18 protein-coding genes and 1 tRNA gene are annotated in these 17,240 nt (G+C 35.7%); 15 read left to right on the top strand and 4 right to left on the bottom strand.

Annotation, left to right across the window (positions count from 1 at the left end; genetic code table 11):
• Window positions 1–111: 111 nt before the first annotated feature.
• On the top strand, window positions 112–2,526 hold the full coding sequence (locus LBU54_RS01520; protein WP_224524596.1) for a TonB-dependent receptor domain-containing protein: 2,415 nt from the start codon (window positions 112–114) through the stop codon (window positions 2,524–2,526).
• On the opposite strand, the gene LBU54_RS01515 is transcribed toward LBU54_RS01520, so the two are convergent.
• Complete coding sequence (locus LBU54_RS01515) at window positions 2,523–3,635, bottom strand: TolB family protein (protein WP_224524593.1); 1,113 nt, start codon at window positions 3,633–3,635, stop codon at window positions 2,523–2,525. The genes LBU54_RS01520 and LBU54_RS01515 overlap by 4 nt on opposite strands.
• Window positions 3,636–3,696: 61 nt before the next feature.
• On the opposite strand from LBU54_RS01515, the gene LBU54_RS01510 reads away from it, so the two are divergent.
• From LBU54_RS01510 to dusB, 3 genes are all read left to right on the top strand, one after another.
• A complete protein-coding gene (locus LBU54_RS01510; protein ID WP_224524591.1) occupies window positions 3,697–4,941 on the top strand; it encodes a M28 family peptidase in 1,245 nt (414 codons plus the stop codon).
• 63 nt (window positions 4,942–5,004) lie between these two features.
• Complete coding sequence (locus tag LBU54_RS01505) at window positions 5,005–6,123, top strand: hypothetical protein (RefSeq protein WP_224524587.1); 1,119 nt, start codon at window positions 5,005–5,007, stop codon at window positions 6,121–6,123.
• Between the two features lie 44 nt (window positions 6,124–6,167).
• The gene (gene dusB / locus LBU54_RS01500) at window positions 6,168–7,160 is read left to right on the top strand and encodes a tRNA dihydrouridine synthase DusB (RefSeq protein WP_224524584.1); all 993 of its coding nucleotides are present in this window, start codon (window positions 6,168–6,170) and stop codon (window positions 7,158–7,160) included.
• 1 nt (window position 7,161) lies between these two features.
• Here the strand turns inward: dusB and LBU54_RS01495 are convergent, their stop codons facing one another.
• Together LBU54_RS01495 and rbfA are read right to left on the bottom strand one after the other, a co-directional pair.
• Complete coding sequence (locus LBU54_RS01495; RefSeq protein WP_224524579.1) at window positions 7,162–8,367, bottom strand: ABC transporter permease; 1,206 nt, start codon at window positions 8,365–8,367, stop codon at window positions 7,162–7,164.
• Window positions 8,368–8,760 (bottom strand): 30S ribosome-binding factor RbfA, encoded by a 393-nt coding sequence (rbfA, locus tag LBU54_RS01490; RefSeq protein WP_224524577.1) that lies wholly within the window; start codon window positions 8,758–8,760, stop codon window positions 8,368–8,370. It abuts the gene before it with no gap.
• A 106-nt stretch (window positions 8,761–8,866) separates the two neighbouring features.
• Between rbfA and mce the strand changes: the two genes are divergently transcribed.
• The 3 genes from mce to LBU54_RS01475 all read left to right on the top strand — a co-directional run bounded on the left by mce (window position 8,867) and on the right by LBU54_RS01475 (window position 9,947).
• Window positions 8,867–9,271, top strand: a complete 405-nt coding sequence (gene mce, locus LBU54_RS01485; protein ID WP_224524575.1) for a methylmalonyl-CoA epimerase — start codon at window positions 8,867–8,869, stop codon at window positions 9,269–9,271.
• Window positions 9,272–9,355: 84 nt separating this feature from the next.
• Window positions 9,356–9,429: transfer RNA gene (locus LBU54_RS01480), tRNA-Ile, on the top strand.
• Window positions 9,430–9,746: 317 nt separating this feature from the next.
• Window positions 9,747–9,947, top strand: coding sequence for a hypothetical protein (locus LBU54_RS01475; protein ID WP_224524572.1), 201 nt, complete (start codon window positions 9,747–9,749; stop codon window positions 9,945–9,947).
• On the opposite strand, the gene LBU54_RS01470 is transcribed toward LBU54_RS01475, so the two are convergent.
• Window positions 9,944–10,534 (bottom strand): riboflavin synthase, encoded by a 591-nt coding sequence (locus LBU54_RS01470; RefSeq protein WP_224524569.1) that lies wholly within the window; start codon window positions 10,532–10,534, stop codon window positions 9,944–9,946. The genes LBU54_RS01475 and LBU54_RS01470 overlap by 4 nt on opposite strands.
• Before the next feature lie 95 nt (window positions 10,535–10,629).
• On the opposite strand from LBU54_RS01470, the gene pdxA reads away from it, so the two are divergent.
• The 8 genes from pdxA to LBU54_RS01430 all read left to right on the top strand — a co-directional run bounded on the left by pdxA (window position 10,630) and on the right by LBU54_RS01430 (window position 17,227).
• Entirely contained in the window at window positions 10,630–11,670 is a 1,041-nt protein-coding gene (gene pdxA / locus LBU54_RS01465; protein ID WP_224524565.1) for a 4-hydroxythreonine-4-phosphate dehydrogenase PdxA, read from the top strand.
• Between the two features lie 77 nt (window positions 11,671–11,747).
• On the top strand, window positions 11,748–12,287 hold the full coding sequence (locus LBU54_RS01460) for a YceD family protein (protein WP_224524561.1): 540 nt from the start codon (window positions 11,748–11,750) through the stop codon (window positions 12,285–12,287).
• An 8-nt stretch (window positions 12,288–12,295) separates the two neighbouring features.
• Window positions 12,296–12,499 carry a 50S ribosomal protein L32 gene (rpmF, locus tag LBU54_RS01455; protein WP_114301863.1) on the top strand — a complete coding sequence of 68 codons (204 nt, stop codon included), beginning with the start codon at window positions 12,296–12,298 and terminating at the stop codon, window positions 12,497–12,499.
• A gap of 179 nt (window positions 12,500–12,678) precedes the next feature.
• Complete coding sequence (locus tag LBU54_RS01450; RefSeq protein ID WP_224524559.1) at window positions 12,679–13,680, top strand: beta-ketoacyl-ACP synthase III; 1,002 nt, start codon at window positions 12,679–12,681, stop codon at window positions 13,678–13,680.
• A 27-nt stretch (window positions 13,681–13,707) separates the two neighbouring features.
• Window positions 13,708–14,193 (top strand): acetyl-CoA carboxylase biotin carboxyl carrier protein, encoded by a 486-nt coding sequence (gene accB, locus LBU54_RS01445; RefSeq protein WP_224524554.1) that lies wholly within the window; start codon window positions 13,708–13,710, stop codon window positions 14,191–14,193.
• An 82-nt stretch (window positions 14,194–14,275) separates the two neighbouring features.
• A complete protein-coding gene (accC, locus tag LBU54_RS01440) occupies window positions 14,276–15,628 on the top strand; it encodes an acetyl-CoA carboxylase biotin carboxylase subunit (RefSeq protein ID WP_224524550.1) in 1,353 nt (450 codons plus the stop codon).
• A gap of 37 nt (window positions 15,629–15,665) precedes the next feature.
• A complete protein-coding gene (locus LBU54_RS01435) occupies window positions 15,666–16,781 on the top strand; it encodes an NAD(P)/FAD-dependent oxidoreductase (RefSeq protein ID WP_224524547.1) in 1,116 nt (371 codons plus the stop codon).
• Window positions 16,778–17,227 carry a 3-oxoacyl-ACP synthase gene (locus LBU54_RS01430; RefSeq protein WP_224524544.1) on the top strand — a complete coding sequence of 150 codons (450 nt, stop codon included), beginning with the start codon at window positions 16,778–16,780 and terminating at the stop codon, window positions 17,225–17,227. Before LBU54_RS01435 ends, LBU54_RS01430 begins: the two co-directional genes overlap by 4 nt.
• The last annotated feature ends 13 nt before the right edge of the window (window positions 17,228–17,240 follow it).

The raw sequence follows: 17,240 nt of genomic DNA, 5'->3' as shown, positions 1-17,240 counted from the left end.
CATTTACAGCGCAAAACGTTACCATATTGTACAATTAGGCAAGGCTGAATTGTGTAAAAACCGTAATTAATTCTAAAAAACAATCTTTATATTGCGCATTAAACCTAGCTAATGATCGCCTACTCGAGAATACTTTTATTCATTTGCTCTATTGCATTTTCATCTTATGCAGACGCCCAAGGTTTTTCAATTATCGGAAAAGTGGTAGATGGTGACAACAATCCAATTGAGTTTGCAAATGTCATCGTTAACAATATTGAAGGGGATATTGTTAGCGGAACTTCTACCGATAACCTTGGTAATTTTGAGTTGAGAAACCTCAACAAAAACACATACGATTTAATAGTAAGTTTTATTGGTTTTGACTCTTATAGACAACGAATTATTTTGACTGGAAATCTAGATTTAAAAACTATTTCCTTAGTTGAATCTGCAGAAACTCTCGAGCAGATTGATATTATCGCCAAAAAACCAACAATAACCAGAAAACCAGACCGTTTAGTTTTCAATATTGAAAATACAGCACTTGTTGAAGGTTCTACACTTGGCGTGTTGAAAAATACCCCGGGTGTAATTGTATCAGAAGGTGGTATAAACATTAAAAACGCTCCTGCTACAGTTTATATTAACAACAGAAGAGTGCAACTCACACCAAACGAGTTAATTCAGTTATTGGAAAGTGCTCCAGCCAACAGTATTAAATCCGTTGAAGTCATTACAAACCCTCCTGCAAGTTATGATGCAGATAGTGGCTCGGTGATAAATATTGTAATGAGCAAGAATTTGGTAACCGGTTATAGAGGTTCTGTATTTACAAACTATACGCAAGGTGTTTTTCCCAGATACAATGCAGGTACAAGCCATTATTTTAAGAACAATAGTATTAACCTTAACCTTAATTACAGTTATTCACAGAACAAAATCAACAGAGATCAGGACGACAATGTAAACTTCTTAGATACTGATAATGAAGTTGATGAGATTTGGAAATCCGGTGTTAATAGAAACACATGGTCGCAAAACCATAATTTAAACTTAAACTTTGATTTTTTTATTGACGAAAAGAATACTCTTAGTCTTACAAGTACTGCTTTATACATGCCCTATTTTAAATATAAAATAGCCAACAACACAACTATTTTTGATAGTGATCAAAGTTTTCTTTCTCGATTTACGGCAGACAATCTTTCGCGGGATGATAAATACAATATTGGTACAGATCTAATATACAGTCATGAGTTCAGTGGCCAGGCAAGTATTGTTTTTAATGGCCACTATACAACATACAATTACCAAAGAGACCAGAACGTGTTAAGCAACTTTTTTGATGCTAACAATATGTTTATTAACAGTTCAGAATTTAATACACTTGCCAACCAGGAAACAGATATTTTAACAGGAAGCATTGATTTTAATTTAGCTACTGATGATAATTCAAATTTAGACCTTGGCATTAAATATTCTAATGTTAAAACGGACAGTGACATAACTAGACTAGATATATTCAACAACCAAGAGGTTATAAATACTGATAATTCAGATGCTTTTAAATATGATGAAAAAGTTTTTGCTGGCTATGTCAACTATAGTAAGTCTTGGGAAAAATGGGACATAAATTTAGGGCTTCGGGTTGAGCAATCTAATATTGAAGGTGCGTCTTTGTCGCTGGCCCAAAACAACACTCAGGACTATTTGAATTGGTTTCCTAATTTAAGTATATCGCACCGCGTTTCCGAAAATTTATTAGTTTATAGTAATTACAAACGAAGCATTGGTCGTCCTAGCTACACAAATTTGAATCCATTTTCGTTTTTTATTAACGAAAATACAGTGGTATTAGGAAACCCAAATTTAATCCCAACATATTTAGATCAATATAAAATCGGAGTAAGTTTTCTCGAGCATTTTACTGTTGAAGCTTATTATGATAGTTATGATGGCGATATTGTAGAATTGCCGAGACAGAATAACGTAACTAACATTGTAGCATTTACACCAACAAATCTGGAGAATAAGGTCGATTTTGGATTCGACTTTGTTTTTGATTATAACATTTCAAATAGGTGGAGCATCTTTGCCCTTACCTCTTTTTATAATATAACAGAGGAAACTGATTTTGGGGAGGGCTTTGTAAAACAAGAACAATGGTCTAATTACAGCATTCTAAAGAATACCTTGTTCCTGCTTGAAGACAATAGTTTAAATATTGATATTAATTTAGAGTGGTCCAACCGAAATTTACAGCGCCTTCAAACTGTAGAAAACAGGTTGATTTCAGCCATAAACATTTCAAAAGTAATTTTTAATAAAAGAGGAGTTTTGTCACTTGGTGTAGAGGATATCTTCAATACTCAAGATTATGAATCTTCAATAAGTTATTTGAATCAATCTAGCTCTAGCTTTTTAGATATGGACAACAGATTTATTCGGTTAGGATTTAGTTATAAATTTGGCAACACAGGGCTATCAACAAATGAACGTACGACAGACGCAGAGGAGCGCGACCGACTCAAAGACTTAAATTAATCTTGCCACTCAGCTATAAAGAGATTGGTATCCCTTGTTCCGCCATTATTTCGATTTGAAGAAAACACCAAATACTTACCATCATTAGAAAAAACAGGAAACGCTTCAAAGGTCTTACCGTGTGTGACACGCCTTAAGTTTTTACCATCTACATCAATCATGTAAAGATTGAAAGGAAAACCAATTTCGCTTTCAAAGTTAGAGGAGAATAAAACTTTCTCTCCACTAGGATGAAAAAACGGGCTCCAGTTAGCATTGCCAAGAAAAGTTAATTGTCGCAAATCAGAGCCATCAGCATTACAAATAAACAATTCCATATCACTTGGTTCTACCAAACCTCTAGACAGTAACTCCTTGTATTCTGTTATTTCCTTTTGTGTTTTTGGGCGAGATGATCTAAAGATAATCTTAGTGCCGTCAGGAGAGAAAAACGCGCCACCATCATAACCTAATTCATCAGTGATTTGTCTCACGTCTGAACCATCTATATTCATAGTGTAAAGCTCAAGGTCTCCGCTTCTTGTTGATGTAAATACAATTTTATCGCCTTTAGGAGATACCGTTGGCTCGGCATCATATCCTGGCTCATTGGTTAATTGTTTAACAATGTTACCATTTAAATCAGCTACAAAAATATCGTAAGTGTCGTATATAGGCCAGATGTATTTTCCATTTTCTTTGGTTGGTACATCGGGACATTTCTCGCCACCTAGATGGGTTGAAGCATATATAATATGTTTATTGTCAGGTAAAAAATAAGAACAGGTTGTTCGCCCCATTCCTGTGCTCAGCATCGGAGGCGCAATTGAATCCGAAAGGGTTTCGTTTGCATTCATTAAAAACATTTGATCACAACTCACACCCCATTTTGGATTGTTTGATTGAAATACCAACTGTTTATCGTCAAAACTCCAATAGGCCTCAGCGTTATCTCCACCAAAAGTAACTTGTCTTAGTGATTTAAAGTTTTTCTCTTCAGGGTATATTAATGGATTAGTAATTGTTGAATCTGCTTCAATCTCAACTCGGTTGTTTGGTGCTTTTGAAGCATCGTTTTTACATGCTGAAAACGTTACCAAAACCAATAGTAAAATAACTATTCTATTCATCGCAATCAATTATAATAAGTGGCATTTATTGCCTAATTTTGCGCAAAAATAAGACTTCAAAATGAAAAAAATAGTGTTTTTATTTGTTTTAGCAGGATTATGGGCCTGTAAGAACAAACCTCAGGTTGCAGTAAATAAAATTAAGGAAGATGTTGTCTTTTTAGCCGACGATAAACTTGAAGGAAGACAAACAGGGACAGAAGGTGAAGAAAAGGCTTCTAAATACTTGGTTTCCAGATTTAAAGAAATTGGTCTTGAACCAAAAGGTACAGACGGTTTTTTACAACCCTTTTCTTTCAAACCAAAAACAGATCCGCATAAAGAAGTTGAGTTTAGTAAAAATTCAGACAGTACAATCACAGGGAATAACGTCATCGGTTATATAAATAATAATGCGGAAACAACAATTATTATTGGTGCGCATTACGACCACTTAGGATATGGTGGCGAAGGTTCGCTTTATCGAGGTGAAGAAAAAGCGGTGCATAATGGAGCTGATGACAACGCAAGTGGGGTAGCGGTATTATTAAATCTTGCAAGTAGGTTAAAAATCAAAAACGACCAATCAGAAATAAGGGATAAAAACAACTATATGTTTTTGGCATTTTCTGGAGAGGAAATGGGATTGTTAGGTTCAAATTATTTTTCCAAAAACCCTACAATTTCTGCGGAATCTATCAATTACATGATTAATATGGATATGGTTGGTCGCTTAAAAAACGATAATACACTTGCGGTTTATGGTGTTGGTACTTCACCGTTGTTTAAACAAACCATAAATTCACATAATGAAAAATTTAAGCTCATTGAAAATGAAAGCGGGGTAGGACCAAGTGATCATACATCATTCTATTTAATAGATGTCCCAGTTTTACATTTTTTCACTGGTCAACACGAAGACTATCATAAACCAAGCGACGATTCTGATAAGCTGAATTACAAAGGTATGAGCCTAATTTCAGATTATATTTTTGATATAATTTCAGATTTAGACGATAATGGTGAATTGGCCTTTAGAACAACAAAGAATGAAAGCGAAGAAACACCACGATTTAAGGTTGGTTTGGGTGTTGTTCCAGATTATTTGTATGACGGAGAAGGTATGCGTATAGATGGTACAAGGGAAGATACTCCTGCTTTTAATGCGGGAATACAAAAAGGAGATATTGTGATTAAGCTGGGAGACAGCATGGTAACGGACATGATGAGTTACATGAGGGCACTTTCTATATTTGACAATGGCGACGAAGCTGATATTACGGTTTTACGTGGTGACCAGAAAATCGAAACCAAGGTTAAGTTCTAATTATTTGCAAATAGAGATATTTTGATTTTTCTTAAATTTGAGGAAAAGATTGCTTTTCTTCAAATGAAAAAGATAGCTACATTCTGCTGTCTATTTGTGTTGTTGTTTTCATTTAATTGTGACAACGAACCTGTAGACTTTGATATTAGTGCCTTAAGCTTTAATCCGAGAATTCTTGGAGAATGGCATCTCGTCGAGTTTAATGCGGAGGTATCTTATTTGCCCAGCGCCGAAGATCAATCACCTAGTACGGAAATGAGAGTATTTAGTACTGCTTCTAATTACACCTTAACTTTTGATGATGATAACTTTAGAGTTAGAGGTGATTATACTTATAATGCTAGGCTGAGAGTTAATGGCATTGAACAAACAAGTAATTTTTATACTAATGCAGATGTTGATTCAACATATGGTTATTCAGTAAATAGCGAAGAGGTTGTTTTCGAGCAATCGTTATTTAATATTACCGCAGAAGAAGAAAATACGATTTATCTGCTGGGCGAACAGATTAGTAGTTTTATAGTTTCAGAAAATGGAGAAACCCTTATTGTTAGGCAAGACGAAACATTGACTAATTCAAACACATCGATTTCAGATGGTGCAACAATAATTAAAAAAACATCCTCTATTTGGACAAAAGATTTTGCTTTGTTCAATTGCACACTAAGAGAGGCCACGCGCGAAGCAGAAATAGCATATAACCAAAGCAATCAAGACATTCAATCTTGCCTTAATTACAGACGTGCACTAGAGGACCAAATTTTAGAATGTGGTGACCCAGACGGAAGTTTGGCTGCTATTATTAATCAATTGGGCAATTGCGGCCTATTATCCGCTGATGTGCTGAGGGTAACAGCGGGCTTGCAGAACATTGATTTTGCAAACAAAACAATTTCTTATTCCAATGAGATAATATCAGTCTATGGAGCGGCCTTATTTGGCAACCACAGCATTTCTTTTGAAGTACCTGAGAATGTAACAGGAATAGATACCTTTTTGGAGTTTGTCATCAAAGTAGATGGAACTGAATATTTTCCCTATTATCCCGGAGTAAATAATTTTAGATTTAATACGCTAATTAGCAACAATTTTTCTTTTAACGCAGTTTTTGAAGGAACTGTGATAAGCGCACAAGGCGAAGAACTTACCTTGTCTGTTGGCATAGTGGATGTTAACTACTAACACTTTCTTTAAAAAACATTAGTTTTGCACCAAAACCATCCACTTTGGTAAAAATTGGCAACATAGAACTTGGAAATTTTCCATTGCTATTGGCTCCGATGGAGGACGTGAGCGATCCGCCGTTTCGTGCACTTTGTAAGGAACAAGGTGCAGATGTAGTTTATACCGAATTTGTATCTAGTGAGGGCTTAATTCGCAATGCGGCCAAAAGCGTCATGAAGCTTGACATATACGAAAAAGAACGTCCTGTTGGCATCCAAATTTTTGGCGCCAATATGGAAAGCATGCTCCAAACTATTGATATCGTTGAAAAATCAAATCCCGATATAATTGATATTAATTTTGGGTGTCCTGTAAAAAAAGTGGTATCCAAAGGTGCGGGTGCAGGGATATTAAAAGATGTTTGCCTAATGGAAAAGTTAACCGCTGAAATGGTAAAGCGCACAAATTTACCCGTAACTGTAAAAACACGATTAGGGTGGGACCACGACTCAATAAAAATTGTAGAAGTTGCTGAACGATTACAAGATGTTGGAATAAAAGCTATTTCTATTCATGGTCGCACTAGAGCACAGATGTATAAAGGAAGCGCAGATTGGAAACCAATAGCTGCTGTAAAGAACAATCCCAGAATGCACATACCGGTCTTTGGGAATGGAGATGTTAACAGTCCTGAAAAAGCTGTAGAAATGAGAGACGTGTATGGACTTGATGGCGCTATGATAGGAAGAGCATCAATTGGTAATCCTTGGTTTTTTAAGCAAGTAAAACACTTTTTTAAAACAGGCGAGCATTTACCCCCTATCTCAATGCCAGAACGCGTCGAAGCAGCGCGACGTCATCTTAAAATGTCTATTGATTGGAAAGGCGAAAAATTAGGCGTTTTTGAAACCAGAAGGCACTATACCAATTATTTTAAGGGCATCCCAAATTTTAAGGAATACAGAATGAAGATGGTTACAAGCGATTATTCTAAGGACGTTTTTGCTGCCTTTGATGAGGTATTAGAAAAGTTTTCCAATTATCAGTTCGCCTAGATTACGCTGCTTTTATTAATTGCTTATTAATGCGCTGAGAGGCAATCTTTGACGCAAAAATTCCTAAAACTAAAATCGTAGCAATTACAATTATCACATTTACAAGTTTTATCCTTACCGGATATGGCAGGTCTGGTGTTAACATAACCAAATCAAAGCTTTGTTGTAAAAGCACGATTACAAAACCTAGGCCAACACCTATCATTCCACTCAGAGTAGTCATTATGCTGCCTTGAAAAAAGAAAATAGATTTTATAGATAGTGCATCCAAACCAAGATTAAATAGTGTGTTTAGAGATTGTTTTTTATCTAGAATCATCATTATTATAGCTCCTATTACGTTAAAAAGGGCGATTATAATAACCAAAGTAAAGATCAGATATATTGCTAGGTTTTCGGTATTCAGCATTTTATAAAGGGCATCGTTTAACTGTTGTCTATTTCTAATCTCAAACGTATTAGGAAACAGACTTTGTATTTCGTTTCTTAGGGCGTTTTCGTCAACATCAGCTTTTAACTTTAGTTCTATAGACGAATACTGATGACTATTATAATTTAAGAGTGTTCTCGCAGTTGCTATATCCGAATATATATATTCGTTATTAAGCTCTTCATTTATATCAAACAGCCCAACATTGTTTACAGAAACCGAATTATAAGCTCCTTTTAATGAGCTAAATTGTCCTTTGCCTGGCTTTGGAACGTACAAGGAGAGTGGTTTTAAAAAATCAAAAACACCAAAAGAGAGATTATTGGATATTCCCCAGCCCGAAACGACTTGATTGTTTCCGCTTATGATCCAGTGTCCCTTAGTGATCAACGAATCAACATCAGTAACTTTGAGGTAATTCTCATCAACCCCTTTTAGTGTTGCTAATAGGTTTTTGTTTTCAGATTTAATAATAACGCGTTCTTCAACGACGAAAGAAAGGGCGTTAATTCCATTAATTTGCTTCAATGCGTTTAAATTCTCTTCAGTAAAATGAAAGGATTTTCCTGTATAAGGCAAAAGTTTTAAATCTGGATCTACAAAAGAGGAAAACTGTAAACTAAAGTCCTTTAATCCAGCAAAAACAGAGAGAACTATGAAAAGGGACGCAGAGGCTATAATTACACCGCCTGACGCAATTAAAGTCATTATATTAATTGCGTTGTTGCTGCTTTTTGAGAAAAGGTATCGTTTTGCTATATATAAGGAAAAATTCACTTAAGACTTTTTGCGCTTGCCTAATAAATCGGGATTATCTATGGGATTTTCATCACCTTTAAGAGAGCGTTCTATACCATCAATATATTCTAATGAATCATCAATAAAAAATTCGAGTTGTGGCATACGCCTAAGCTGATGCCTAGTGCGCTGTGATAATTCGTGCCTAATTAAAGGGGTATTAGATCTGATGCCTTCTAGGAGGGACTGAGCTTCTTTATTTGGAAAAATACTCAAATAGACTTTGGCAATCGATAAATCTACCGTTACGTTTACTTTGCTAACAGAAATTATTACCCCACGGAGACCACCCTCTGATGCGGCCCTTTGCAATACATCTACTAAATCATGTTGCAGGACTGTTGCTATTTTTTTCTGTCTATTACTCTCCATATGTGCAAAAGTAGATGATATTTAGTGATAATAGTATTTTTATATAACAAAAATCATGTTTTTAACCCCTTATAAAGCTGTAATTTTACCATTCAAAATAGTTAAAATGAAGAAAATTGAACACATTGGGATTGCCGTTAAGGATCTAGACTCTTCGAACCATTTATTTGCACAATTATTTGACAAACCGCATTATAAAATTGAAGAGGTTGAGAGCGAAGGTGTTAAAACCTCTTTTTTTGAGTGTGGCCCAAATAAAATAGAATTGTTACAGGCCACTAATGAAGATAGCCCTATAGCTAAGTTTATCGAAAAAAAAGGTGAAGGTATTCATCATATTGCATTCGCTGTTGACGATATTGAGGCAGAGATAGAACGGCTAAAATTGAATGGCTTTAGAATGATTCACGATACACCAAAAAAAGGGGCAGATAATAAGATTATTGCTTTTCTACACCCAAAGTCAACAAACGGTGTGTTGGTTGAATTATGTCAAGACAGTCCAGACTAAATTGAGCTGTTTTTCTTGTAGAGTATTAAAATATATAGTAATATTGCAAACTCTTTAGAAATAAAGTAATTGGCAACCCCAACAGGTCCTATAACTCAGTTGGTTAGAGTATCTGACTCATAATCAGAAAGTCCCTGGTTCGAGCCCAGGTGGGACCACAGCAATCTAAAAAGACTCTTGATTAAAATCATGAGTCTTTTTTTTATTTACACGGGTAAGCTCTCAGAGTATGCTGTGCAATAAACTCATTAGAGCTCTAAAATAGTATTATATAATTAGTTCTTTTTCATTCAATACTATTATTTTTGATGTAATTTTAGCTGTAAAACCTGAAGTTTGATAATTGACTACTCTTCCCTAACACCTGTCATTATCTTGCACTTTGTCGATAATATTTGCCGTTAAAAGACGTTTTTTAGTTTAAATTGTTTTGTGAGCTCAGTTTTTTTGTTACTTTTACAACGTTTTTAGCAATATGGAGAATAAAAATATGTTAGCCTCAATCTTATTTTCTCTCATGGGCTTTTTGTCTATGGCACAGGGAGCGACACCTCCGCCTCCAATGCCACCTCCTCCACCTGGATTGCCAATTGACAACGGCGTAGCAATCTTATTCTTTGTAGCAATTTTCTTTGGTGCTTATAGAATTTTACGACTTAAAAAACAGAATACTTAGAAACGTAACTCGTTCAGTCTTTTAACATACTTACCAATTACATCAAATTCAAGATTTACCTTATCACCAACTTTAATACTGTGAAATGTTGTGTGTTCATAAGTATAAGGTATTATTGCAACAGAAAATTCATTAAGCTTTGAATTAACTACGGTGAGGCTCACGCCATTAACTGTGATAGACCCCTTTTCAATTGTAATATTGCTAAAACTCGGATTATATTCAAAGGTGTAGAACCAACTACCATCTTTTTCTGTAACAGAGGTGCAATTTGCAGTTTGATCTACATGTCCCTGAACAATATGACCATCTAAACGCGCCCCTAGAATCATCGCGCGCTCCAAATTTACCTTATCACCCACTTTTAAATCACCCAAAGAAGACTTGTCCAGAGTTTCTTGAATGGCAGTGACAGTATAATCATTATCTTGTTTTGCCACAATTGTTAGACAAACTCCGTTATGAGCAACACTTTGATCTATCTTCAATTCAGAGGCAATAGAAGAACCTATTGTAATATGGAGGTTACTACCTTCTTTAACGAGCTTTTTTATTGTTCCTAAATCTTCAATTATTCCGGTAAACATGGTTGTACTTTATTTAGTTAAATTTGCATTTACAAAGTTACGCACATAGTACAATTCCTGAGTAGTTTTTTAATTAAAAAATAGGATCATTTGGTATGAAACGGGAGAAAAAAATCATTGTTGGGATTTCGGTTGGGGATTTAAATGGCATTGGCCCTGAAATAATTATCAAAACCTATGAAGACACGAGAATGCTAGAGTTAAACACACCGGTAATTTTCGCATCTGGAAAAACGATGCAATTCTTTAAAAATCATTTAAATAGTAAAATAAGTTTTTTCAATATAGATAACGCAGATAAGGTAGTGCATGGAAAGGTTAATGTTGTAAATGTTTGGAAAGAGCCCGTAAAGATAGAATTTGGCAGGGCAAACACTAAAATTGGAGAATACGCCATACGGTCTCTGAAGGCAGCCACCAAAGCGTTAAAGGAGGGAAGCGTAGATGTATTGGTAACAGCTCCAATTAACAAGCACAACATACAATCCAAAGATTTTAACTTTCCTGGGCACACAGATTATCTAGCCAAAGAACTTGAAGGGAAAAGCTTGATGTTTATGGTGTCAGATAACTTGAGAGTGGGCCTTCTAACAGATCACGTGCCCTTAAAAGATGCTTCTAATCACATAAACGAAGAGTTAATCAATAGCAAACTTAATATTGTACTCAAATCCTTAAAGCAAGACTTTGGCATACCCAAACCAAAAGTGGCCGTACTAGCAGTTAATCCACATGCGGGAGATAGTGGTGTTATTGGAAAAGAGGATGATGAAGTATTAAGACCAACCATTGAAAAAATAAAAAATAAAGGCGAATTGGTTTATGGACCTTACTCCGCAGATAGTTTCTTCGGTTCCAATACTTATAAATCGTTTGATGCTGTTGTTGCATCGTACCATGATCAAGGCCTTATTCCTTTTAAAACACTGGCTTTTGGAGAAGGGGTTAATTATACCGCAGGATTAGGCCGGGTAAGAACGTCGCCCGACCATGGAACAGCCTATGAAATCGCCGGGAAAGGTGAGGCAAATGAGACTTCTTTCAAACGTGCAATATACACAGCCATTGAAATTTTCCGCAATAGACAGGAATACAGACATTACAGTAAAAACCCGTTGAAGAAAGTGACAAAATAGATATAAACATTTTTTGTTAATATCTAGAGGAAAATAAAGTAAAATTTATATATTTGCACGCTCAAAATGTGTGGGTAATGAAGGCAATGAAAAAATTTCTTATTCCTTTTAGAGGACTAAAAATTGGAGAGCACCATTTTGATTATCAAATTGATAATACGTTCTTTTCTAATTTTGGATATGAGGATTTTAACGATGCTAATATCAAAATTGATATTAGATTCCTGAAGAAATCAACGTTGTTAGAGCTCTATTTTACTGCAACAGGCGATGTTAACATTAATTGTGATGTTACTAACGAGCCTTTTAATCAACCAATCTCGGACAAGTATAAATTGGTGGTTAAGTTTGGAGAATCTTATAACGATGATAACGAAGATATTCTAATTGTACCTCACGGAGAATTTGAAATCAACGTTGCACAATACATATACGAATTAATTGTTTTGGCGGTACCAGCGAAACGTGTGCATCCAGGAATTGAGGACGGTACTTTGCAATCTGAGATACTTTCAAAATTAGAAGAATTGAGTCCAAAACACCCAAATGATTCAAAAAAATCAGAGGAAATAGATCCTCGTTGGAATAATTTAAAAAAACTATTAACGGATAAATAACATTTGAAATGGCACATCCTAAACGTAAAATATCAAGAACAAGAAGAGATAAAAGAAGAACTCATTACAAAGCTTCTGTTCCTCAAATAGCAACTTGCCCAACTACAGGTGAGCCACATTTATATCATAGAGCGCATTGGCACGAAGGTAAGCTATATTACAGGGGTCAAGTTCTTATTGACAATACGTCTGAAGAAGAAAATTTAGCATAACTATTATGCATGCATACAATAAAACGCTCACTTGTGAGCGTTTTTTTTATTTTAATTTTTTAAATGGAGCAAAATCCACTTAATTTGCATAAGAATTTGCCAAAAATTGCCGAAAAAAGGGCAAAAACCACAGAATTTCTGCCTTTTTTCAATATTTTTAATTAATCTAAAAGCTAATAATGAGTAAAATCACGGCGGCAATTACAGCCGTAGGAGGCTACGTTCCAGAATTTGTTTTAACGAACAAAATACTCGAAACAATGGTAGACACAAATGATGAGTGGATTACTACCCGAACTGGAATAAAAGAAAGAAGAATTCTAAAAGAAGAAGGAAAAGGCACCTCTTTTTTGGCCATTAAAGCCGCTCAAGACCTCATACAAAAAACTAATCTAGACCCAAAAGAAATAGATCTGGTTATTGTTTCTACAGCAACCCCAGATATGAAAGCCGCCTCTACAGCCGCCTATACGGCAACAAAAATTGGAGCAGTAAATGCGTTTTCATACGATCTGGAAGCGGCATGTTCAAGTTTTTTATTTGGTATGTCTACAGCAGCAGCTTACATAGAATCAGGACGCTATAAAAAAATATTGCTTATTGGAGCAGACAAGAATTCTTCATTTATAAACTACCAGGATAGAGCAACTTGTATCATTTTTGGAGATGGTGCCGGAGCTGTACTATTTGAACCGAACCATGAAAGTTTGGGATTACAAGATGAATTGCTAAGAAGTAATGGAGAAGGGAGAGAATTTCTTCAAGCTACATATGGAGGATCTTCTTATCCCATTAACGAAAATACATTTAAGGATGGAAAACATTACGTATTCCAAGATGGTAAAACGGTATTTAAAAATGCCGTTTTTAACATGGCCGATGTGGCCGAGCGCATCCTTAAAAGAAATAATTTAACCAATGATGATGTTGATTGGCTAGTTGCCCACCAAGCAAATAAACGAATCATAGATGCAACTGCGCATAGAATTAAACTTGAAGACGAAAAAGTAATGATGAACATACAAAAATATGGAAATACTACCTCCGCTACTTTGCCATTACTTTTACGTGATTATGAAACGCAGTTAAAGAAGGGAGATAACATAATATTTGCAGCTTTTGGAGGCGGTTTCACTTGGGGCTCTATTTATTATAAATGGGCCTACGATACACAACATTAAACTAACTAACATAAAAATCTAAACACTATGGATTTAAAGGAAATTCAGAACTTAATTAAATTTGTTGCCAAGTCAGGTGCCAGTGAGGTTAAGCTTGAAATGGATGACGTTAAAATCACCATTAGAACAGGATCAGAAAATGAAACAACAATTGTGCAACAAGTGCCTATGCAAGCAGCTGCGCCAGTTGTGGCTCAACCAGCGCCACCAACTCCCGCACCTGTCACCTCTGAAGCATCTAGTACTCCAGCTCCAGTAGCTGAAGATTCTAAATATATAACCATAAAATCTCCTATTATAGGAACGTTTTATCGTAAACCATCACCTGATAAACCTGTATTTGTCGAAGTTGGAACAGAAATTAGAGAAGGTGATGTACTATGTGTTATTGAGGCAATGAAGCTGTTTAACGAGATTGAGTCCGAGGTAACAGGCAAAATCGTTAAAGTTCTTGTAGATGATGCTTCTCCAGTTGAATTTGATCAGCCATTGTTCTTGGTTGACCCTTCATAACAATTGAAAATTCCAATCCACAAATCCAAAACCAGTTATTTGGAATTTGGTGTTTGGAAGTTGAATTTTTAAACCAAAAGTTATGTTCAAAAAAATATTGATTGCCAATCGAGGTGAAATAGCATTACGTGTTATTAGAACCTGTAAAGAAATGGGTGTAAAAACAGTTGCAGTATACTCAACTGCAGACGCTGACAGCTTGCATGTTAAATTTGCCGATGAAGCTGTTTGCATAGGTCCAGCACCGAGTAGTGAATCTTATTTGAAAATGTCAAATATTATTGCTGCAGCTGAGATTACTAATGCAGATGCAATTCATCCTGGATATGGCTTTTTATCAGAAAACGCGAAGTTTTCAAAAATTTGTGAGGAGCACGGTATTAAGTTCATTGGTGCATCAGAAGAGATGATTTCCAAAATGGGAGATAAGGCCAACGCAAAGGCTACAATGAAAGCTGCCGGAGTGCCTTGCGTGCCAGGCAGTGATGGTGTAATCCAATCTTTTGAAGAATGCAAAAAATTGGCAAAAGAGATGGGCTATCCTGTAATGCTTAAAGCATCTGCTGGTGGTGGAGGCAAAGGAATGCGGGCTGTTTGGAAAGCTGAGAATTTACAGGCAGCTTGGGAATCTGCAAAGACAGAATCTAAAGCCGCATTTGGTAATGATGATATGTATATGGAGAAACTTATTGAAGAACCTCGCCATATCGAAATACAGGTTGTTGGAGACTCTAGAGGTAAAGCATGTCATTTATCCGAAAGAGATTGTTCTATACAAAGACGCCACCAGAAATTAACGGAAGAAGTGCCTTCGCCATTCATGACAGATGAACTTCGGGACAAAATGGGTAAGGCCGCGGTAAGAGCAGCCGAATATATTAATTACGAAGGTGCAGGTACAGTGGAATTTTTGGTAGACAAACACAGAAATTTCTACTTCATGGAAATGAATACACGCATTCAAGTTGAGCATCCAATCACCGAGCAGGTTATTGATTTTGATCTGATTAGAGAACAAATATTAGTTGCAGCCGGAGTTCCGATATCAGGAAAGAATTATACACCAAACTTACACTCCATAGAGTGTCGTATAAATGCAGAAGATCCGTATAACGACTTTAGACCTTCTCCTGGAAAAATTACCACTTTACACGCTCCTGGTGGACACGGTGTTCGTTTAGATACTCATGTTTATGCTGGCTATAGTATTCCGCCAAATTACGATTCAATGATTGCCAAATTAATTACAACAGCCCAAACAAGAGAAGAGGCAATTAATAAGATGAAACGTGCGTTAGATGAGTTCGTTATTGAAGGAATAAAAACTACGATTCCGTTCCACAGACAACTGATGGATCATCCAGATTATTTAGCGGGTAATTATACCACTAAATTCATGGAAGATTTTAAAATGAAAGAAGATCTTGAAGATTAAATAGAAAGCTCCTAAATTTAGGAGCTTTTTTTATGTTATGAATTTATCCTATTGGGAAATAAAAACGTGGTTAACCGATGTTGATTTTACAATAATCGGCAGCGGTATTGTTGGTTTGAGTTGTGCACTCGAATTAAGACGAATTTATCCCAATGCCAATATTCTTGTGTTAGAAAAAGGCTTATTACCACAAGGTGCAAGTACTAAAAATGCAGGATTTGCATGTTTTGGGAGCTTAAGTGAAATTATCGATGATTTAGAACATCATTCAGAAGAAGAGGTTTTACAGTTAATTTCAAAGCGCATCAACGGTTTAGCGCTTTTAAGAGAGACACTAGGAGACCATCAAATAGATTATAAGCCTTATGGAGGTTATGAGTTGTTTTTGAACGAAGACGAGACGCTTTACCATAAATGCGTGGAATCAAAGGATCCAATCAATAAGTTCCTCAAGCCCTTGTTCGGTGAAGATGTATTTTCATTTAACGAAAATTCATTTGGCTTCAATTATATCGAGGATACATTAGTGTTTAACCAATTTGAAGGACAAATTGATACTGGGAAAATGATGGCGTCCTTACTTAAGAAAACCTCTGACTCCGGAATTAAAGTATTGAATAATTGCCACGTAAATGCGATCGAGGATGGATTAAATTCAGCAATTATTATTACTGACGCTTTTGAGATTAAGTCCTCAAAAGTATTTGTAGCAACCAATGGCTTCGCAAGTGAACTAATAAAAGAGAAAGTGAAACCAGCACGTGCTCAAGTACTTATCACAAAGCCTATAGAAAATTTGAAAATAAAGGGTACATTCCATTTAGACAGAGGTTATTATTATTTTAGAAATATTGATGATAGAATTCTTTTAGGAGGTGGCCGTAACTTAGATTTTAAGGGCGAAGAAACTACAGAATTTGGTGAAACAGAATTGATTCAGGACAAACTCGAGGAATTATTAAAAACGACAATTATTCCTAGTCACAAATTTGAAATTGAACATAGCTGGTCTGGTATTATGGGAGTAGGAAACCAGAAAAAATCTATAGTTAAACCAATGGGTAATAATATATTCTGCGGTGTGAGGCTTGGTGGTATGGGTGTTGCCATTGGAAGTATTGTGGGTAAGGATTTGGCAAATTTAATCGAATGAATTTAAAGCAAAAGCTCTACAACTGTACTCAAGATATTCTTAATGATAGACTGAAAGTTATTCAAACAACGATTTCAGGCATTCAGAACGCTTTGCTTTCAGAGACCAAGAACACGGCAGGTGATAAGCATGAAACGGGTAGGGCAATGCTACAGCTAGAAAGAGAAAAAGCCGGACAACAATTAGCAGAAATTCAAAAACAATTTGAAATCTTAAATAAAATTAATCCAAGACAAGTGCATAGCAAAGTCGCACTTGGCAGCATTGTCTTTACCACGTTGTCAAATTATTTTATAAGTACAAGTGTAGGTGAAATACAACTTAAGAATCAAAATTTTTTTGCCATTTCAATGGCGTCACCAATAGCTACACTGATAGCCGGCAAAACAACAGACCAATCCTTTTTATTTCGTAATGAGGAAATAACAATCACAAAAATTCTTTAAAAAGAAGCAATTA

Source organism: Winogradskyella alexanderae, from assembly GCF_020166335.1.
In the GTDB taxonomy this organism is placed as follows: Bacteria; Bacteroidota; Bacteroidia; order Flavobacteriales; family Flavobacteriaceae; genus Winogradskyella; species Winogradskyella alexanderae.
This window is presented reverse-complemented; position numbering and strand designations above follow the sequence as displayed.